Here is a 20,459-nt window from a genome sequence, read left to right as displayed (position 1 = left end):
CGTCTGAATCCAGGGAGGAACATATGAAACACATAGCAAAATTCATCGCAGCCGGAACCTTTACGCTTTTGATGGCGGGAACGGCACCCGCCGCCGAGGTGACACTGGACGTGCTCTACGCACAATCCGGCTTCGCGAAGTTCCATGATCCAATTTCTCAAGCCTTCATGAAGGAGCACCCGGATATCAAGATAAAATTCCGGGCTCCTGCCAAGGACTACGACGAAGGCCATCTCCTAATGCAGCGGCTGGCCGTCACCAATCAGCTTCCAGACCTCTACTTTCCCGGCTACCATCTTATGCCCGAGCTTGCGCGCACTTTGTCCAAGCGCAACCAGATCGTAGACCTCAAGCCGTTTCTGGATGCCGAACCACAAAACTGGATAACGGAGAATTATTCGCAGTCCATGCTCGATATTGGCGTTGTAGATGGTGTCAAATACGGTATGGCCTTCAACGCGTCGCTTCCAATTCTTTACGTCAATGAAAGCGCCGTCGAGAAAGCAGGTTTGGACCCCAAGGAGGTACCTGCGACTTGGGACGATCTTCTGGCGCGCGCCAAGAAAATCCATGACGCAGACCCGAAGATGACGGGCATCGGTTATACAATCTACGATTGGCCCGACGATTGGCTCTGGCAGACCATTTTGCGGCAGGAAGGAACGCAGCTCGTCGAGCCTGAAACAGGAAAGGCTGGCTTCAACAATGAAAAGGGTCTGGCAGCCCTCAAAATTCTCCGTCGTATCGTGACTGAGGGCGGCGAGAATTTGCTGGAATTTGAACAGGCGCGCCAGCAATTCGCAGCTGGACAAACCGCCTATTTCATCGATACTCCCGCCCGCCTTGCACAGATTATCGGCCTTGTAGGAGACCGCTTCAAACTGAACACGATAAGAGTACCGATTGACGATAAGGAGAATGGCGGCCTCCCAACGGGCGGCGCAGCAGGCATCATTCTTTCACAAGATGAGGCCGTGCAGAAAGCGGCCTGGGAATATCTGAAATTTGCCACCGGTCCGAAAGGACAGAGTATCGTGGTAGAAACGACAGGGTATCTACCGACGAACAAACTGGCTGACGGCGCTGATTATCTTGCTCCTTTTTACCAAAAGGAACCGCGCTTCAAAACAGTGGCATCCCAAATCGAGCTGGCGCGCCCGTGGGAGGGGTATCCGACCGGATCGTCGGTGCGCATCTGGCGTGCGGAACGCGACATCATTGCCAAGGTTATGCGGGGCGACCTTACCCCTGAAGATGCCCTTCCCATGCTCGTGAAGACGGTCGATGAAATGACTAAGTAAGTTCTCATCATTAACAGCTAACTTTGCCCTGTAGCCCTTAGCAGCGCATAGATTGTATCGCCAGCCTGTCATCGGTCTTCATATGACCGTTGGCAGGCAAATTCCAAAACGGCACAGCAACCCCCATAACAAACGACCGTTGGTCCTTGGTTGGCACGCTTTTGCGTTGAAATGCGGTGAATGATGCAATGAGCTCGCCGTATAGTGCCGGATGAGCTCATTGAGAGGCATTGATGTGGACGGCATATGCCCATGGCATCAGGGCGTCGATGTCTTTGGCCAGATGACCGTTGGCGAGGCTGATGAAGAGATCGCGCAGATAGGCGGGAGGATTGCAAGTCCTGCCATCAGCCGCGTCGGCAAGAGTGGTAGGCCACCGCCATCCTTGTAACCTTCCCCGAAGCGCTGTTCCAGAAACGCCAAGCAACGACGCCGTTCTGCGCCGCACCGACATCGCCCTCGCGCGCGCGCCATTTCCCAACATTCAGGCTCAGATTGCCGAGCTGATGATGCCTCCGGCCCGTGCCGTCGCGACGGATAAACGTTTTCGTCAGCAATGGCAGGCATCCCGGTGGATATAAGTGGCGCTAGGACGTTACACGATCCAGTGATTTACGCGACCGAAATTGTCGCCCCTGCTGTTAGCTCTGAAGATTTATGATCGTCATCCCGTTTCGCGCAGCCGTTCAGCCGTCTGCAAGTCCACAGAAACGAGCTGACTCACGCCCTGTTCACCCATCGTCACGCCGAAGAGACGGTTCATGCGTGCCATAGTGATCGGATTATGCGTGATGACCACGAAGCGCGTTTCGGTCGAAGCCGCCATTTCATCCATCAGATTGCAGTAGCGCTCGACGTTATGATCGTCGAGCGGTGCATCCACTTCGTCCAGCACGCAAATCGGTGCCGGATTGGTGAGGAACACTGCAAAAATGAGCGCCATGGCCGTCAGCGCCTGCTCGCCGCCGGAAAGCAGCGTCATGGTCTGCGGCTTCTTGCCGGGCGGACGGGCTAGGATTTCCAGACCGGCTTCCAGCGGATCGTCGCTTTCGATCAGTTGCAGTTCAGCCGTGCCGCCGCCAAAGAGATGCGTGAACAGGCGCTGGAACTGCACATTCACCACGTCGAACGCAGCCAGCAGGCGTTCGCGTCCCTCGCGGTTGAGGCTCTGGATCGCCTGACGCAATTTCTTGATCGCCTCGATCACGTCTTCGCGCTCGGAGACGATGGTATCGAGGCGGCCAGACAGTTCTTCCTGTTCCTCATCGGCGCGCAGATTGACTGCACCGAGCCGCTCCCGCTCAATCTTCAACCGCTCCAACTGGCGTTCAAGCTGATCGGGATCGGGCAAAGCCTCATCCGGCCTTAAACCCGTCTGGCGAATAGCCTCGTGCGGTGGGCAGTTCAGTGCTTCGGCGATCCGGGCTTCAGCATCCTTGCGTCGTTCTTCTGCCGCTGCAAGACGTTCTTCGGCACGCGCACGCTGTTCGCGACTTGCAGCCAGTTGCTGGATGGCAAGGGTCGCCGTCTTATCGAGTTCCGCCTGCGCAGCCTCAGCCTCGGCCAGAATATCGCCAGCCTGTTTCCGAAGGGCATCGGCCTGCGAAAGCTCGTTCAACAGTGCCCGGCGGCGGTTCTCGATTTCGTCAGGCGCTTCCGCAAGGGCCTCGGCCTCATCCGCCGTTTCCGCACGGCGATCATTCAAAGCAGCAATATGTCGGTCAGCATTTTCGGCGCGGGATTTCCAGTTGCGACGCTCCAGCGCAATCATTTCCAGCCGCCGTTTGCGAGCATCAGCCTCGCGCCGCAGCCCCTCATAGGCGGCGCGCGCTTCTGCCAAAGCCGTGCGGTCCGACATGACTTCGCTGCTCAATGCGGCAAGGCGTTCGCCAATCGCATCGATATCCGGCATTTCGCCAAGCCGCTCTTCGGCTTCCGTGACACGGATCTGCGCTTCTTCGAGATTTTCTTCCAGATGCGCCTTGCTGTCTTCCAGACCGGCACGGCGTGTTGCCAATTGGCCTGCTGCACGCTCCGCAGCCGCGAGAGCCTCACGCGCTTCATCAAGCTTGCGCTGGTTGGCACGCCATTGATCGCGCGCGACACGTTCCTGTTCGACGGCCTTGCGGACGCCTGCTTCGGTTCGCTGCACATCCTGCTCAGCCTGCTCGGCACGTTTGCGCGCGGCAATCGCTTCCTGTTCGAGTTCCACCAACCGGTTTTTTTGTGCCAGTCGCTGAGCTGTCGGGGTCGGCGCATCAGCGCTTGCCGTATAGCCATCCCAGCGCCAGAGCGCTCCGGTCTTGCTGACGAGCCGCTGGCCGGGCCGCAACATGGCCTGCAGGCGCTTGCCTTCACTTTCCGAGACAACGCCGACCTGTGCCAGCCTACGGCGTAATTGCTGCGGCCCTTCTACCAGCCGATCCAAGGGTGTCACGCCGTCGGGCAGAGCGGGATCGGCATTGGCTGCGGGATTGTAAGCCCAGTAGACCGGTGCATGTTCATCGCTGGCCGCGTCAAGATCTTCACCGAGTGCCGCACCAAGTGCTACTTCATAGCCTTTCTCAACACGCAGTTCTTCCACCACTGGCGGGAATTGCCCTGTTTCACCAGCATTCAGAATGCGGGCCAACGTCTGCGCTTCCGTTTCGATGCGATTCAGTTCGGTACGCGCCTCGCTCAAAGGTTGGCGGCTGGCGGCTTCCGCTTCGCGCGCGCTTGCAACGAGCTCTTCCGCGCTTGCGACCAGTTCCTCAGCGGATGCCAGTTCTTCCGCACAGCGATCGACTACGATGCGCTTTTCCGCCGGATCGAACAGGCCACCGATCTGTTCCGCGACAGCAGCGATGTCGCGCTCGATCGCTTCCATCTGGACAGAAAGACGGTCACGACGATCACGTGTTTCCTTCAATACACGTTCGATCTGCACACGCTCTGCGGCAGCTTCGGCACGTTCGGCCGTCACGCGGGACAAAGCGCTCTCGCTGTCCTGCAATTGAACTTCCGCTTCCTCAAACAGTGCATGCAGTTCCTGATCGCGCTCGCCGGATTCTTCAGCGGAAGCGATCAGTTCCTGTTCTTCGTCATCGAGACGCGCCAGAATGTCGGCGTTCTCACGCATCATTTCTTCTTCGCGCGCGATGTCGGCGGAAAGCTGCTCAAGACGCTTTATCAACTCTGCCCGACGGGCACGAAGACGTTCGCCTTCCTCATCAAGCTGCGTTCTGGCAATGGAAAGGCGCTGCAATGCAGCCGCGGCTTTCGCTTCAGCCTCACGCAGTTCGGGCAGTTTGTGTGCGCCGACCGCCTGTACTTTCGCCGCGTTCATCTGGGCTTGCGCCATGTCACCGACAGCCGAGGTTGCCTGCGCCAGGGCGCTTTGCGCCTCGCCTTCCTGCATCTTTGCCTGCGACCAGCGCAAATGCAGAAGTGCGGCTTCCGCCCGGCGAATATCTGCGGAAAGTGCCTTGAAGCGGTTTGCCTGACGCGCCTGACGTTTCAGACTTTCGATCTGGCTTCCAAGCTCGCCAACCACATCGTCCAAACGCTCGAGATTGGTTTCAGCAGCACGCAAGCGCAGCTCGGCCTCATGACGGCGCGTATGCAGGCCGGAGATGCCAGCCGCTTCTTCCAGAAGCGCACGACGGGCTTGCGGCTTTGCCTGAATAAGCTCGCCAATGCGCCCCTGCCCGACCATGGAGGGCGAACGTGCGCCGGTGGACTGGTCCGCAAAGAGAAGCTGCACATCCTTGGCACGCGCTTCCTTGCCATTGATGCGATAGACCGACCCGGATTCCCGTTCGATACGGCGAGAGACCTGCAATTCGTCCGCATCATTGTAAGCGGCAGGCGCAGTGCGGTCGGAATTGTCGAGAAAAAGCGTGACTTCCGCAGTATTGCGCGCGGGCCGCGTGGCCGAGCCGGAAAAGATCACATCGTCCATGCCGGAGGCGCGCATGTTCTTGTATGAGTTTTCACCCATCACCCAGCGCAACGCTTCGACCAGATTGGATTTGCCGCAGCCATTTGGGCCGACAACGCCGGTCAGCCCGCCTTCGATGACGAACTCCATGGGCTCGACGAAGGATTTGAAACCAACAAGGCGCAGCTTGGAGAAGCGCATCAGAATGCCCCTCCTGCAGCGAGAGCGGTGCCTGTTAAAACTGGGTACTGGAACCGCTCCTGCTCATTGTTTGTACGCATTATCCCACGCAAAACCGCTTCGCAATTTTGCTGGAAATGCCCTATCTCAAAAACGCAAAAAGCGGGCGCAGAGAAGCGCCCGCTTTTCGATCTGAAAAACGGATCAGAGAAGCTTGTCGATGATTGCCGACATTTCGTCAACCGAAAGCGCTCCAGCGTATTTTTGTCCGTTAATGAAGAAAGTCGGCGTTGCATTCACACCGAAATCCTTCGACCCACGCTCCATCGTTGCTCTCACATCATCGAGAACTTGCTGGTTCGTCAAGCAAGCCTTGAAGGACTCCTGTGTAAAACCGGCAAGTTTTGCAATTTGCAGGAGAGCTGCCTCACCGTCTTCGGCGGTTGCCCACTGCTGCTGCTGCTTGAAGAAAACGTCGACCATCGGGAAATAACGGTCTTCCGGTGCGCAGCGCGCCAGCATGAAAGCGGCAGTCGCGCGCGGATCGAACGGGAACTCACGGAAGATGAGCCGTGCTTTGCCCGTATCGATATATTTTTCCTTGATTTTCGGGAATGTGTTGATCGTAAAATCTGCGCAATGTGGGCAGGTCAGCGATGCATATTCAACGATGGTGACCGGCGCGTCAGCCTTGCCATAGACCATATCCTTGAGCTTGCCGGGTTCGGCAATCTTGGCCGCATCAACGGTGCCTTCAGGATCGCGCTGCTGCGCATTCGCGCCACCGGCAAACGCCAGCCCGGCAGCCGCTGCTCCGGCAAGAGAAATAACGTGTCTGCGATTAAACGCTGCAGGCATCCGAATCATCCAGTCCTGTTTCAATAGTTGACTTCGACATACAATCTAAAGCGGCAGATCGCACTTCGCTAGACCCGCAGCGTTCACATGAAAGTCAGCGCCTTGCGTTTTTTGTCTTCATATTTGCGACAATCAATTGGGGTGCCAAGTTCAAACTGCTGAAAGCTTGCATCAATTTTATGGCAGCAGGCCGAATTCAGCTGTCCTTACCGTCTTTTCGACCGATTGTCCGCTTCTCTGCGAGAATGTTCTTGCCAAGACGTGCCAGTGCTGCGCGAAGCGCGTCATCTTCGATACCGTCCGTGGCCTTGTCGATGCGGCGTTCTTCGGCAGGCCCAAGCGGCGCCAGCCTCTTTATCCGACGCTTGGCTGGAATGACTGGTGGCTTCTGTTCGATGCGAATGCGCCCGACTGCGGAGAAGCCGAGAAAGCCATTAATACGACTGATAATTTCCCCTGTTTCATGCTGGACTTGCAAGGCAGCGAAGCCTTCGCAGGCGATAATCAGCGTTGCTGGTGAAAACGGATCGTCCTCATGCAGACGGCGCGGCCAGATAATGCGCAGCGGACGTGACGTTGCACCGATGGCAGGCCCGACAATATCTTCCCACGACTGAAGCAAGGCGAGATTGATACCGGCACGCTTTTGCAGCATCGGGTCCACCAGACCCGAAGCCATGTCTGCCAGCGGCCTGAAGCCGCGTCTGGATGTTGGTTCGCTCATCGCGCTCCATTATAGCCGCGAAACCACTCGACAAACAAAGGAATCCCCTGATCGAGTGTCGTTTTCGGGCTAAAGCCAAGATCGCCAGCAGCAAGAGTGATGTCAGCATAGGTGCGCGGCACGTCGGCAGCTGGCATAGGTTCCAGCTTACGGATCGCTTCCTTGCCCGTCGCTTTCTCGATTGCAGCAATGAAATCGTTCAGCATTACGGGCCGGTTGTTGCCAAGATTATAAACAGGTGCGGTATCTTCCGGTTTGTCGAGTATGCGCCGTACCGCACCGACTACACCGCTGACGATATCGTCCACGAAGGTGAAGTCCCGCTGCATCTCACCATTATTGAACACCCGAATCGGCTCACCCTTGAGGATCGCGGACGTGAACAGCCATGGCGCCATGTCAGGACGCCCGTAAGGACCGTAGACGGTAAAGAAGCGCAAGCCCGCAGAGTGGAGCTGGTGCACGTGACGGTAGGAGTAGGCCAATAATTCGCCCGAACGCTTTGTCGCGGCATAGATCGAGACGGGATGATCGACAGGATCGCTTTCGGAGAAAGGCACCTTTTCATTCGCGCCATAAACCGACGATGAGCTGGCATAGACAACAGGCGGTCGCTTATCCAGTCTCAGCGCGGTTTCGAAGACTGTCACCTGTCCCTGCACATTAGCGGAGATATAGACGGTGGGGTTCTCAATGGAGTATCGCACACCCGCCTGTGCTGCCAGATGCACGATGATATCTGCATCCCGATCAGCGCCGATCGCCGCATTGAACGCTTCTGCATCGGAAATATCCGCCTTCGAAAACCTGAAACCATCCCTCATATGAAGTTTGGAGAGCCGGGTTTCTTTCAAGGCAACCGGATAATAGTCGTTCACATTGTCTATGCCGATGACCTGCCAGCCTTCATCCAGCAGTCGTTGCGCCGTGTGGAACCCGATAAATCCGGCTGCGCCCGTTACAATGGCTTTCATGCGGCTGATTTCTTTCCAAAAATATACGAGATGAGACCTGCGCGGCGCACGGCCATCATTCGCCGCGATGCAGCCGCATTCAGTGCTGCGAGGAAGAACATAGTCGAGGCGATGGTCACCTCGTGCAAAAGCGGATTGTGCAGCATTCCGTAGCTGCCGCACACTGCCGCGAAGTAAATCAATGCTCGTCGCATCGCCCAGCTATCGGCTGTACGCCACAGATAGACAAAGATCGAGATAAATGCACACGCCATAAAGATAAGGCCGACAATCCCGTCGTTCAGCAACTCATCAAGAATCGTGTTATGGACATGACGGAAGCCTTCCAACATTGGAGCCTTGTCACCAGCCTCAGCCTTCACGAAATCCATCTTCGAATAGGAGCCGACTCCTGTGAAAGGGTGAGTTTTGATGACATGGGACGCGCTCGTCCACATGACCTCACGGATATCGGCAGACACTTTATCGTTCCAGTTGGAACTGTTGCCGCTGTGATAATATTCCACCATACCCGCGAACCGTTTGGAGATAATATCGCCAACCGGTCCGACAACGACGAGAGCCGCTATTGCTGCGAACAGTATCGCATAAGCCGCTCCCTGTTGCCGGATGCTGAAACGCCTTAGGAAAATAAGAATTTCTATGGCCGCAAATATCGGCAAGACCACAATGACTGCTCGTGTTTCAGAAGTTAAAACCGCAGTGAACCCCAAAACCAGCCAATGTGGGCCGTTCGGCAAATATCGGGAGGCATTGCGCAGGGGGACTGCAGCCGAGATCGCCGCCACTGCTGCAACGAATGCAAAGACTGCCTGATTGCCGCCGACACCAATACGGCCGCCATTGGTCACAGCGAGATAAAGCGCGATGACCACGGCAAGCAACGTTCCAACCCGCGCGCCGAGAACATAAGCTCGCAACGGATCGCGAACGAGCACCATCCCCGAACCAGCAAAAGCGAAAATGGCAATTAGCAGAGTATAGCCGATCTGCCGGTTATCGTGGAAGGGTTCGCCTCGAAACAGGATCAAGCCCAACGACCATACAGCATATAAGACGATGAAAAGATAGAATTTTTTAGCGAACATACGTGTCGTCGCGTGACGTCCGCAGGCAAGATAAATGCCGATGCATGAAAAGACGAAAAGTATCAGCGGTCCAAAACCGATGCGAATGGGCATCGCGGCCGACGCTATCCCGAGCACCCAGGAATCTATCCGGCGCCGCAGGAGAAAAGACTTTTTAAAATAACTCAATCTCTGCCCTCTCTTAAGCCCTTCTTATCAAGAGCGTAGGCGATTCGTCGGACATAGTCAGTTGCTCGAAACAGAAGGGTAGTTATCCTTTTGTATACGGGTAAACGCTTCCTGGCGTAGGCAGAACGCCCCTGAGCGATCGTAGAAATCGCAATATCCGAAAACTCGACGACCGGCTTGTCGGTCGTAAAAACCTGATATGCACCAGCCCACCCACGTTCCAATGCAACATCATAAGGCAGTCGCATGGGCCGGAGCGCCTTCAGCATTTTCGACGCGCCTTCCCTGGTTACGACATATGCTGCTGAACTGCCCAGCGGGCCATGCAGACAGCGACCTATGGAAAACTGATCGTCGGCTTTTTGAAACGGGCGAAAGGCAGCCGTCCTGTGATTCACGAGCTTAACCGCATCCCAACCCGTCACCTTTGTCAAATACGTCAGGAACGGTTGAAAAGCAGGAGTGAAAACTACGTCATCTTCCACAATGACCGCAAAAGATTCAGGTGCTGCGGCTATCATTTCCAGCACTTGGATATGGCTGAAATAACAACCGATTTCCGCGGGCAGTACAGTTTTACCGTGCCAACGGCGAAAGCCTGCATCATCGAAATCCGTCAGTTCTTCCGGAGACAGCAGTTTTCCCTCAACGGCTTCCACGCGCCTCAGATCGATCGAAAGCGCATCCGCATTGGACTTCAGCCTGTCCCAGCGATCCCGTGACCGCGCAAGATTGATGACATAGACAGGTATAGAATGGTCCACTTATTCTCTTTCCAACCGAGCACATCAAAAGGCCCACAATGAGACTTCTATGCGCTAGGATTTATTATGCACAGCGTTGTTTCTATCAATTGTAAAAATAAGGCATTAATCAGAATGCTGCCCAACTGTTAACCGATGTCCTTCTCATGCTGAATTCTACCAATTCCGATCAATCCACAAAGCTCTTGCGCTGGTATGACCGGCACCATCGCATTCTGCCGTGGCGCGTGAGCCCGTCCGAACAGACCTCCGGCGTCAAGCCCGATCCCTATCGCGTCTGGCTCTCCGAGATTATGCTTCAGCAGACGACGGTGGAAGCGGTCAAGTCCTACTTCATGAAATTCGTAAAACGCTGGCCCACCGTCCAGGCCATGGCAAAGGCGAGTGAAGACGATATTCTGCGTGCATGGGCCGGGCTCGGTTATTATTCGCGTGCACGTAACTTGAAAAAATGTGCCGACGCCGTGGCCTTACGGCACAACGGCAAGTTTCCGGACAATGCCATTGCACTGAAGGAACTGCCGGGCATCGGCGATTACACTTCGGCGGCAATCGCCGCAATCGCGTTTGGCGAGGCGACTGCCGTGGTCGACGGCAATGTGGAGCGTGTAATTTCGCGGCTCTACACAATCGACACGCCCCTGCCCGCTGCAAAAGCTGAAATCCGCGCACTCATGGGTCAAATGACGCCCATCGACAGACCGGGAGACTTTGCTCAGGCCATGATGGATCTGGGCGCAACCATATGCACGCCACGACGGCCAGCCTGTGCGATCTGCCCGCTCAACGATGATTGCTTGGCTCTCAAATCACGCGATCCGGAGGAGTTTCCGGTAAAGGCCCCCAAAGCAGAAAAGCCAATTCGCACCGGGGCGGCATTCATCGCCATTGCGGAGGATGGTTCAATTCTCCTGCGCAAGCGGAAAGGTGAAGGCCTGCTTGCCGGAATGACCGAAGTTCCGGGCAGCCACTGGACGGCGCGTATCGACGGAGATGCAACAATCGCTGCAGCACCGTTCCCGGCACAATGGAACGCTTCCGGTTCAATCACGCATGTTTTTACACATTTCGAACTGAGATTGTCGGTCTATCGCTCCGAGAATGTCAGCAAGAGTGCGTCTACGGATGGATGGTGGTCACAGCCAGACGACCTTTCCGATGAGGCGCTGCCCACCGTCATGAAAAAGGCGATCATCGCCGCCATACCAGAAGCATTCAAACGAGGGAGGAGAAACCATTGAACAGTCCCGTCAAGCATGTCGTCTTCGATATTGGCCGAGTTCTGATCCACTATGATCCTGAACTTGCTTATCTCGATGTCATTCCCGATGCTTCGGAACGGCGGTGGTTTCTGGAAAACATCTGCACCAGCGCATGGAATATCGAACAGGATCGCGGCAGAAGCTGGCAGGAAGCAGAATCACTTCTGATCGATACATATCCCGAGAAACGCGATCATATTCGTGCGTTCCGGCAAAACTGGAACCGCATGGTTCCCCATGCGTACGAGGACAGCGTCGAAATTCTGCGCGGTCTGATCAGCCATGGCAATGACGTCACCATGCTGACGAATTTTGCTTTAGACACTTTCCGAGAAGCACAGATTCGCTTTCCCTTTCTGGCCGAAAGTCGGGGCGTCACCGTATCGGGCGACATTCATATGCTGAAACCTGACCGCGAAATCTACGATCATCACGTTGCATCGTTCGACCTTGATCCCGCGGCAACGCTTTTCATCGATGACACAATGCACAATGTGGATGGCGCCAGACAGGCTGGCTGGCAGGCTGTGCATTTTACGGATGCGGGCAAGTTGGGCGCTGATTTGAAAGCCCTGGGTCTCGCCTTCTAAAGCGTGTCGCATTTATTCAGCCTCATATCCTGCTGCCTTGAAGAAGTTTAGGCATTCGGTGACGGAGAAGAGGCTGATGATGTCACCGAGAGCATAGGAGATGGCATCGAAGCTTCGTGCGGCTCGCTTTCGCAGGAGTGCCTTAAGTTTTGAGAAGGCCATTTCGATGGGATTCAGGTCTGGCGAATAGGACGGCAGGAATAGAAGCCATGCGCCTTCCGCCTTGACCAACGTCACGCCCTTTCGCTATGGCGGCGGTAGAGCGGATCACGGCCTTTTATGCCTAATCATAGACTGGCCTGTCGTCGTCTTTCGTTTCTCGCGAAATCTGTCGATCACCTTTTTAGTAAGCCTTCGACAAAATCGGACCCGAGTGCCTCTCTTAACGCTTCAACTCCGTTTTTGGGTAGTCTAGATAGGCCGCTGACAATACCCTCTTTCCATGCATCACCGCGCTCCCATGCTTCCTCCCAAGCATCGCTTAGTTCAATGCCGTGGCGCGTTTGCACGAGGGCTTCGAAGAGCAAAGCGGCTTGCGTTAGATCTTTGTCAGCTTTCAAACGCCCCAACGTGTCAGTGAGTCTTCGCGACGACACAATCAGCTTGTGTACGGCATACCTCTCGGGAGCAGGAACGAGAACGTTTATGCCTTCGCGGAAAAGTAGCACTGTGCGGATAGGCTCGTAGATCAGGTAATCAAGGAACCGCAGATTCTCCGCCGACGCGCCGCCGAGGGCGGGCATGGGCGACGGCTTGCCAGTGTATTCTTCTGATCCCCGATTTCCGGTCAAGAACTCCACCCGATAGCCCTTGGCGTTCACGAAGGCGACCACCTTAGCCTTATCGGCCTGGTGCGGAATCGCGCGGAATTCAGGGTCGACTGACTGGAGGATTTCGAGGATTGGCGGGAGACTATCTTGGACACCAGCCGATATTGCGAAGTCCTGAGCGAAGTCTGCGTCGCCTGTCTGCAGCGCGGCAGAGGGCAGCCGGACACCGAGCATTCCAGCATAGGTGCTGAATGCCACCGACCCAATCAAGATGGCGCGCAGCCGGAACAACCCAGCATCGGCCAAGGCTTTCGTGACGTCACCAGCGAAGGGATCAGGACCGGGAAGGCCGGCGCGTCGCAGCGTGCTAACCATGCGTCTACGCTCTCGGATGTTGTCCTTGATCTCTTTGTGGGCTCTTACCCGCTTAGCGATGGCTTCGTCGCTCGCGGGGCCGACGTAGCTTCGTTTGTCTTTGCCCTCGGGGGTGGGGAGATCGAAATACCAATAATCGCGATCTTTGACAGTTACGGTCACAAACCATCCTTCTAAAGGAAAGTCTGCTACGAATTGTGCATCCATTGTCCGCTGCGCCAACTCCGCGAACATCGTTCTATAGCTGATGTCGATCTCTTTCATCCTTGGCCTTTTCGAATGAGTTGGTCGTACCGGCGGCGAGTTGAACTATGTCGTTATAAGTTCCTGCCAAAAACCTTATAGCCAATCTTACCGTTAGCAGCGTTATAAGTTTCCGCCAAAACCTTATAACAAGTTGACCGCGAATAAAAGCACAGGAAACGGGCGCAAGATATGGTGCTTGCCTGTATCAGGGCTGTCACAGGCAAAACAGGCTAAAGCGTGTCGCATTTATTCAGCCTCATATCCTGCTGCCTTGAAGAAGTTTAGGCATTCGGTGACGGAGAAGAGGCTGATGATGCCACCGAGAGCATTGGAGATGGCATCGAAGCTTCGCGCGGCGCGCTTTCGCAGGAGTGCCTTGAGTTTTGAGAAGGCCATTTCGATGGGATTCAGGTCTGGCGAATAGGACGGCAGGAATAGAAGCCATGCGCCTTCCGCCTTGACCAACTGTTCCGCCCTTTCGCTTTTGTGGAAGCCGACATTATCGAGGATCACGACGTCACCGGGCGACAGTGTCGGCACAAGCGGTGTCTCACAATCCATTTTTCGAAGATGCGGCTGTTCATCGGAGCGTCGACGATCCATGGCGCGGTCAGGCCATGGCAGCACAGTCCGGCAATGAAGGTCTGCGTCTTCCAGTTCCCGAACGGAGCATAGTCGGCAAAGCGACTTCCTTTGGCCGACCATCCGGTGCGTTTTGTCAGGCGCGTATTCGTGGAGGTCTCGTCGATAAAGATGAGCCGCGCCAAGGCTTTGTTGAAGAACCGCTTTCGACGGTTGATCCGCAGGTCACGCGCCTTGGCGATCTCAAGCCTGCGCTGCTCGCTTGCCTTGGGGCATTTTTATTGCTCAGCCCGAGCCGGTGCAGAAATCGCCCTACCGTGGCACGTTGGACTTCAATGCCGCGCTCCGCGAACGCAACCCACAGTTCGTCCAAAGTCGTTACTCTACTGACAGACATCCGCTCGCGGACCCAATCCCCATGAGCCAAGAGATTCGCACCACCAGGCGGGTGGTCCTGCTTGGCGGCGATCAGAGAACCGGATTACTGATGCAGGATCACCATGTTGTTGACGAACCGAGGCGAACCCCGGAAATGCCGAACGGCTTCACGGTTGCCATGCCCCTCATTCACAAGCGCAACAACACGCTCACGCAACTCTATCGGATGCGGCTAGCCCATGGTGCATCTCCTTCCATGGGCAAAGTGAAGCATACTTCAAGCCAAACTGGAATCATGAATCCGGTTAACGGCGACACGCTTTAGAGCATCCCTGAAATCGGGAACCGGCTTCGGGGTAAAGACATGCGTAAAAACAAACGAATAGAGCATCTCCTACGATTCAATCAAAACAGGAAATGCTCCGTGCCTAAAATAGCGAAGGCGCCCGAAGCCGATGCTTCGAGCGCCTCACTATCAGACTATGCTGGAGGCCGTCCGATATCTAATCGTTTGCGCATCTTATCCAAAAACCGCTTCGCACTTTTCGGGACGCGCTTTAAGCGCCTGCAACTGCCATCTGGTCGCGAATGACCTTACGCAAGGCGTCAATTGGCTTCAGCGCGCCGTTTTCCTCGTAGTGCCAGAAAGTCCATCCATTGCAGGCATCAAAGCCCTGAACCTTTGCACCGATACGATGGATCGAACCCGCTTCACCGTTGGCAGCCAGCGTACCATCCGCGCGAACAATGGCAGCAAAACGGCGACGTTCATCACAAAGCACCGTGCCGGGACGAAGAAGCCCCGCTTCGAGGACGCTAGTGAACGCGACACGCGGTTCGGCCCGTTTGCCCGTCATCACCGTCAGTTCGGCTTTGCCGAGCGGTTCAACAGCGTCAATACGGGCCATCGCTGCATCGATATAGCTCTGTTCGCGCTCGATACCGACGAAGTGGCGTCCGAGGCGCTTGGCAACCGCACCCGTCGTTCCAGAACCGAAGAACGGATCAAGAATGACGTCGCCAGGCTTGCTGGATGCCATCATGATGCGGGCAAGCAATGCTTCCGGCTTCTGGGTTGGATGAACCTTGTCGCCATTTTCGTCTTTCAGGCGTTCAGAACCGGTGCAGATCGGGAACAGCCAGTCCGAGCGCATCTGTACGTCGTCATTGGCGGCCTTCATCGCTTCATAATTGAAAGTGTAACCTTTGCCCTTCTGATCGCGCGAAGCCCAGATTAGCGTTTCATGAGCGTTCTGGAAACGACGGCCGCGGAAATTCGGCATCGGGTTCGTCTTGCGCCAGATGACATCGTTCAGGAGCCAGAAGCCGAGATCCTGCAACTGCGAGCCAACCCGGAAGATATTGTGGTAGGAGCCGATGACCCAGATGGTGCCATTCGGCTTCAGGACACGACGGCAGGCCATAAGCCATGCACGCGTGAAGGCATCATAGGCCTGAAAGCTCTCGAACTGATCCCAGTGATCGTCAACTGCGCTGACCATCGAATGGTCGGGGCGATGCAAATCGCCGCCAAGCTGGAGATTATAGGGAGGATCGGCAAAAATAACGTCCACGGAATGATCCGGCAGGCGTTCCAGAGCCGCGACGCAATCACCTTTGATGATGGAATCAAGCCAGGCGGTACGCGGAGCCTCAATGGGCAACTCATGTGCAAGACGTACAAGAGACATGGGATACTCGATTACCTGTGGACGCAAAAAACTTGTCCTTATGGTTACCGGGTAGGGTAAATATGCAGTTAACGCCAAGTGATTGAAATCGTAAATCTTTTCTTAAGCGAGGTGGAAAGTCCGCAGTTCCGGGCTTTTCATGGTCAATTGACCCTCGACATTTTGCCGCCTGTCATCTTAACGCCGCGATCGCTATGCAATTGTAACTTTAACTTCTTGCCCTTGATAAGGCTTGGTTATCCCTTTTTGCCTATAATCGGCAGTCAACTTCTGAATTTGCGTGGCGGGCATGCGCGCCGCCACGCTTGTCCGGTGTATTTTATGATGAATATCGCTGAACTGCGGCATAACCGGTATTTGCGGGTTCTCTTTGTACCCTTTCGCATGCGTGCACTGGTTCGCGGCAGCGAAATAGGCCTCGTTATCGCCGGCACCGTCATCGGCATCATTTCAGGGCTGATGGTTGCCGCGATTGGCAGCATTTCCCAATGGATGCATCAGGCAATCTTCGCTCTTGAACCCGGTGAGAAACTGAGCTCGGCGGCATCATTGCAACCCAGCGCTTATATCGCGCCGCTCGCGGGCGGCATCTTGATGGGGATCGTGATCTGGGTTCTCGCGCGCTGGCGCAAGCGGCCCATCGTCGACCCTATCGAAGCAAATGCACTTCATGGTGGACGCCTATCGCTGACGGACAGTTTCATTCTCGTCGGACAGAACCTGATTTCGAACGGTTTCGGCGCATCGGTCGGGCTTGAAGCCGCTTATACGCAGCTTGCGAGCGGTTTTGCATCCCGTATCGGTCGGGCACTCAAGCTTCGTCGCGCCGATTTGCGAACGCTGGTCGGCTGCGGCGCTGCGGCAGCTATTGCCAGCGCCTTCAATGCTCCGCTGACTGGCGCATTCTATGCATTCGAACTCATCATCGGTGTCTATTCGATTGCCACGCTGGCGCCTGTCGTCGTGGCGGCGATCGTTGGCGCGCTGGTGACGCAGGCAATTGGCGGAGCGCCCTTTGTCATCGATATCGGTCAGATCAACGACATCACGCCGCGCGACTACGTGCCAGCGCTCGTTCTCGGCTTCTTTTCGGCAGGTATTGCCATCCTCATCATGCGTGGAGTCACTTTTGTTGAAACGACCGCCCGACGCAGCATAGTGCCCAATGTTTTGGCGCCAGCAATCGGTGGTGCCGTTGTCGGTATGATCGCGTTCTTTTCTCCGCAAGTTCTGGCATCGGGCCACGGAGCGTTACACCTCGATCTGAATGCAAACATTACAATACCGGCATTGTTGCTGCTGATCTTCACCAAGTCTCTCGCTTCCGCTGTCTCCATCGGTGCGGGCTTTCGTGGGGGCTTGTTCTTCGCATCGCTGTTTCTGGGTGCACTGACGGGCAAGCTGTTTGCAGCCGTGGCCGGAGCCGTTCTACCTGCCGGTCTGGCACTTGCACCTGAAGTATATGCAGTTATCGGCATGAGCTCACTTGCCGTCGCCGTCGTTGGCGGTCCGATGACCATGACCTTCCTTGCACTGGAACTTACCGGCGATTTTCCAATCGCAATGCTGGTCCTCGGCGCTGTCGTCTCGTCCTCGCTGATGGTGCGGAAGACCTTCGGTTACTCCTTCGCAACATGGCGCTTTCACCTGCGTGGCGAGGCCATCCGGTCCGCACACGACATTGGCTGGATACGCAATCTGACCGTAAACCGGATGATGCGTCACGATGTGCGAACCGTGCTGATCGATACCGATATAGAAACCTTCCGGCACGATTTCCCTCTCGGCTCGACCCAGCGCGTCATCGCGGTCGATGCCGATGGACGCTATGTCGGCATGATCCCGGTTCCGGAGGTCTATGCCGACAGCTTCGACACATCCGACGGCGAACACAGCATCAGCGAGCTTCTCAAATATCAGGACGAGTTCCTGTTGCCCCAGATGAATGCCAAGGAAGCCGTCGCCCGTTTCGACCGGGCAGAAAGCGAAGCGCTGGCCGTGGTAAACAATGCGCAGGAGCGCAAGGTACTTGGCCTTCTCAGTGAAGCACACACGCTACGTCGCTACAGCGAAGAACTGGACCGGCGGCGGCGCGAAGTTTCCGGGGAGGTCTGAATTCGCACCAACCCCGATTTGACGGCTTCGCCATAAAGGTGTAGCTCAATCGCGGTGTTTCCGGCTGCTGCCGGTGCCCACTCCTCCCAATAAAAAGGCTATGATCATGGCGGCACCGTCCCTCATCATTTTCGATTGCGATGGCGTTTTGGTGGATTCCGAAATCATCGCGGCAGAAGTCGAATCCGCCCTCCTCACCGAAGCCGGTTATCAGATCGCGGCTGATGAAATGGCCGAGCGTTTTGCCGGTCTGACGTGGCAGGATATTCTTCTGACGGTAGAGCGCGAAGCCGGAATTCCGCTTTCAGCATCACTTCTCGACAAATCCGAAAAAATTCTGGACGAGAAGCTTGAGAACGAAGTTCAGGCGGTTGAGGATATCGTGGAAGTGGTCTCGGCACTTAAACTGCCGAAGTGCATCTGCTCCAATTCGACCAGCCATCGGTTGGAAAGCATGCTGAAACGTGTCGGCCTTTACGAACTGTTTGCGCCGAACATCTTTTCGGCCAAGGAAGTCGGCGCCAAAAAGACCAAGCCTGCGCCGGACGTGTTCCTTTATGCGGCCGAGCAATTCGGAGTCGATCCGAAAGATGTAATCGTGATTGAAGATTCCGCGCATGGCATTCAGGGCGCTCGCGCCGCTGGCATGCGTGTGATCGGCTTTACGGGCGGCGCTCACACCTATCCCGGCCATGCCGACAAGCTGACCGATGCCGGTGCGGAGACCGTTATCCATCGCCACAGGGATTTGCCGAGCGTTATCGAGGCCCTGTCCGTCTGGACCGACGCCTGAGTGAATTGATCCGACGCCTGGCTATTGTCAGGCGGCGGATTGCTTGTTGCGCCCCTTGGGCGGGGCATTGAGAATTGCCAGCAGCTCTTCGGCTTCACTCTCAGAGAGGCCGATCAACATACGGGTTCCCATGATGACGGGCTCGCCAGTGGACGTATCGAAGATCGCCCAGGTGTCCGTCGGTTCAAGAATGCGTTCATATTTCTGTTTCATGAGAACACACTAGCGTAAATCTGTTGCCATTCATTTCACGCAGGCAGTCGCATTTAATTCGAATTTTATCGATCTGCATTTATTCACAAGCATTGGCGCAATCAAACTTTTCAACGACGGCTTTGCTGCGCTTCTGCCTTGTTCTCCGCAAACGGATCGTTACCGGCGCCATACATCTTCGTGCGCGCGGCTGAACCACTCAGTTCATCTGACGGCATACAGTCGTTTAATCTAAAAAAGAACATTAATTTCAATATGATCAACACATAACAATATTATCAATCGAAACTGTTGCAACGTTGATTAAATTTGCATAATCTGCGCCTGCAACAGTTTGTTGTAAATTATGTCGGTTATGTTGATATGATTGATTTTATAGAACTAAATAATGATCAGAGGCGTGAAAAGGTTAATTCCGATCAACGCTATGAAGCCTTTCAGCAAGCATCTGCAACGGTCAAAAGCTTCCGTGGTTCATTAGTTTGGCATACTGTTGGCGGAACCGAGCATTTGATGCGCAGCTATTATAATTCTGCCGGAGTCAGACGCCAAAAGGTGGAAGGTCGCCGCTCACCAGAAACTGAGGCGATAAAAGTCAAATGGGATGCAGCTCGTCAAGCCGCTCAAGAGGTCTTGAGCGCGCGCAAATCCCAAATGGAACGCCAGACAGCTGTTAATCGCGCACTACGGCTTGGCCGCGTACCTCATCTTACGGCACGGATTATTCGAGCCGTCGACAATGCTGGCTTGCTTGGTGCCGGGATTCGGATCGTTGGTACTAACGCGATATTTGCTTACGAAGCAATCGCCGGTGTGTTTGTAGATCCAGGCATCACCGCCACTGAAGATATTGATCTGCTCATGGATGCGCGCCGTTCTCTCAAAATGGTCGTAGATGACGACATAAAGAATAACTCACTTCTCGGCCTTCTGAAGAAAGTCGATAAATCTTTTGAACGTACTCGTTCCAGCTATCGCGCCGCGAACCGAGAGGGATATTTGGTTGACTTAATCAAACCTCCGGCCAAACCCATTTGGAGGGAAAACCGTGAAAGCATTGGCAACGGTGAAGATGAACTTGTTGCCGCTGCGATCGAAGGGCTTGATTGGCTCGAAAATTCGCCACCCTTCGAGGCAATTGCGATTGATGAAAAGGGCGAGCCTTTGCGTATAGTCGCTCCGGACCCACGTATTTTTGCCGCTCATAAATTCTGGATCTCCCAAAGGGGAGATCGTGAACCAGTTAAGCGTCAACGTGATCGTGCGCAGGCAGAAACCGTCGCCCAATTGACGACCACGTACTTTAAACATCTTCCATATGAGGCGTCCGAGCTACGTGCGCTGCCACGAACCGTTTTCGAGAATGCAGCATCCTTGTTCATCGATGCATAACCGCAAATTTATTCGACAACCAGGATCAAGAAAATCATGTCTGTTATATTGATACCGTAAAAGGTTTCGTTTC

General features: G+C 55.1%; 16 protein-coding genes and 3 pseudogenes. 7 read left to right on the top strand and 12 right to left on the bottom strand.

Annotated elements, in window-relative coordinates; all coding sequences use genetic code 11:
- Window positions 1-23: 23 nt before the first annotated feature.
- On the top strand, window positions 24-1,301 hold the full coding sequence (locus HWX93_RS09575; RefSeq protein ID WP_176037228.1) for an ABC transporter substrate-binding protein: 1,278 nt from the start codon (window positions 24-26) through the stop codon (window positions 1,299-1,301).
- Window positions 1,302-1,518: 217 nt separating this feature from the next.
- On the opposite strand, the pseudogene HWX93_RS23255 reads toward HWX93_RS09575, so the two are convergent.
- The 7 genes and pseudogenes from HWX93_RS23255 to HWX93_RS09540 all read right to left on the bottom strand — a co-directional run.
- Window positions 1,519-1,632: pseudogene (locus HWX93_RS23255) on the bottom strand (transposase domain-containing protein); the annotation flags it as partial.
- Window positions 1,633-1,965: 333 nt separating this feature from the next.
- Window positions 1,966-5,424, bottom strand: coding sequence for a chromosome segregation protein SMC (smc, locus tag HWX93_RS09565; protein WP_140019991.1), 3,459 nt, complete (start codon window positions 5,422-5,424; stop codon window positions 1,966-1,968).
- Window positions 5,425-5,607: 183 nt separating this feature from the next.
- Window positions 5,608-6,261 carry a DsbA family protein gene (locus HWX93_RS09560; RefSeq protein ID WP_040130231.1) on the bottom strand — a complete coding sequence of 218 codons (654 nt, stop codon included), beginning with the start codon at window positions 6,259-6,261 and terminating at the stop codon, window positions 5,608-5,610.
- Window positions 6,262-6,457: 196 nt separating this feature from the next.
- Window positions 6,458-6,985, bottom strand: coding sequence for a DUF721 domain-containing protein (locus HWX93_RS09555; protein WP_140019992.1), 528 nt, complete (start codon window positions 6,983-6,985; stop codon window positions 6,458-6,460).
- Entirely contained in the window at window positions 6,982-7,959 is a 978-nt protein-coding gene (locus tag HWX93_RS09550) for an SDR family NAD(P)-dependent oxidoreductase (protein ID WP_176037227.1), read from the bottom strand. The genes HWX93_RS09555 and HWX93_RS09550 overlap by 4 nt, the downstream gene beginning before the upstream one ends.
- Window positions 7,956-9,140: an O-antigen ligase family protein gene (locus HWX93_RS09545; protein ID WP_235969089.1), complete on the bottom strand. Its 1,185-nt coding sequence runs from the start codon at window positions 9,138-9,140 to the stop codon at window positions 7,956-7,958. Before HWX93_RS09545 ends, HWX93_RS09550 begins: the two co-directional genes overlap by 4 nt.
- Window positions 9,141-9,211: 71 nt before the next feature.
- Window positions 9,212-9,979, bottom strand: a complete 768-nt coding sequence (locus tag HWX93_RS09540) for a glycosyltransferase family 25 protein (protein ID WP_176037225.1) — start codon at window positions 9,977-9,979, stop codon at window positions 9,212-9,214.
- A gap of 146 nt (window positions 9,980-10,125) precedes the next feature.
- On the opposite strand from HWX93_RS09540, the gene mutY reads away from it, so the two are divergent.
- Complete coding sequence (mutY, locus tag HWX93_RS09535) at window positions 10,126-11,220, top strand: A/G-specific adenine glycosylase (RefSeq protein WP_140019996.1); 1,095 nt, start codon at window positions 10,126-10,128, stop codon at window positions 11,218-11,220.
- Window positions 11,217-11,831: an HAD-IA family hydrolase gene (locus HWX93_RS09530; RefSeq protein ID WP_109986198.1), complete on the top strand. Its 615-nt coding sequence runs from the start codon at window positions 11,217-11,219 to the stop codon at window positions 11,829-11,831. Before mutY ends, HWX93_RS09530 begins: the two co-directional genes overlap by 4 nt.
- Before the next feature lie 12 nt (window positions 11,832-11,843).
- Here the strand turns inward: HWX93_RS09530 and HWX93_RS09525 are convergent.
- The 3 genes and pseudogenes from HWX93_RS09525 to HWX93_RS22970 all read right to left on the bottom strand — a co-directional run.
- Window positions 11,844-12,056, bottom strand: a pseudogene (locus HWX93_RS09525) (transposase); the annotation flags it as partial.
- A gap of 110 nt (window positions 12,057-12,166) precedes the next feature.
- Entirely contained in the window at window positions 12,167-13,240 is a 1,074-nt protein-coding gene (locus HWX93_RS09520; RefSeq protein WP_140019997.1) for a GSU2403 family nucleotidyltransferase fold protein, read from the bottom strand.
- A 228-nt stretch (window positions 13,241-13,468) separates the two neighbouring features.
- Window positions 13,469-13,944, bottom strand: a pseudogene (locus HWX93_RS22970) (IS630 family transposase).
- Window positions 13,945-14,222: 278 nt separating this feature from the next.
- Here HWX93_RS22970 and HWX93_RS22965 point away from each other — a divergent pair.
- Window positions 14,223-14,507 carry a hypothetical protein gene (locus HWX93_RS22965; protein ID WP_235923387.1) on the top strand — a complete coding sequence of 95 codons (285 nt, stop codon included), beginning with the start codon at window positions 14,223-14,225 and terminating at the stop codon, window positions 14,505-14,507.
- Window positions 14,508-14,739: 232 nt separating this feature from the next.
- Here the strand turns inward: HWX93_RS22965 and HWX93_RS09510 are convergent, their stop codons facing one another.
- Entirely contained in the window at window positions 14,740-15,873 is a 1,134-nt protein-coding gene (locus HWX93_RS09510; protein WP_109986196.1) for a site-specific DNA-methyltransferase, read from the bottom strand.
- A 324-nt stretch (window positions 15,874-16,197) separates the two neighbouring features.
- Here HWX93_RS09510 and HWX93_RS09505 point away from each other — a divergent pair, with 324 nt between their 5' ends.
- Window positions 16,198-17,988, top strand: coding sequence for a chloride channel protein (locus HWX93_RS09505; protein ID WP_151663211.1), 1,791 nt, complete (start codon window positions 16,198-16,200; stop codon window positions 17,986-17,988).
- A 106-nt stretch (window positions 17,989-18,094) separates the two neighbouring features.
- Entirely contained in the window at window positions 18,095-18,781 is a 687-nt protein-coding gene (locus HWX93_RS09500) for an HAD family hydrolase (protein ID WP_151554213.1), read from the top strand.
- Window positions 18,782-18,808: 27 nt separating this feature from the next.
- On the opposite strand, the gene HWX93_RS09495 is transcribed toward HWX93_RS09500, so the two are convergent.
- Window positions 18,809-18,994 carry a hypothetical protein gene (locus HWX93_RS09495; RefSeq protein ID WP_012090863.1) on the bottom strand — a complete coding sequence of 62 codons (186 nt, stop codon included), beginning with the start codon at window positions 18,992-18,994 and terminating at the stop codon, window positions 18,809-18,811.
- 309 nt (window positions 18,995-19,303) lie between these two features.
- Between HWX93_RS09495 and HWX93_RS09490 the strand changes: the two genes are divergently transcribed.
- Window positions 19,304-20,386: a GSU2403 family nucleotidyltransferase fold protein gene (locus tag HWX93_RS09490; protein WP_235914681.1), complete on the top strand. Its 1,083-nt coding sequence runs from the start codon at window positions 19,304-19,306 to the stop codon at window positions 20,384-20,386.
- Window positions 20,387-20,459 lie beyond the last annotated feature (73 nt).

It is taken from the genome of Brucella tritici (genome assembly GCF_902825325.1).
Classification (GTDB): Bacteria; Pseudomonadota; Alphaproteobacteria; order Rhizobiales; family Rhizobiaceae; genus Brucella.
Note: the sequence above shows the minus strand (reverse complement) of the source record. Positions and strands in the feature narration are given on the sequence as shown.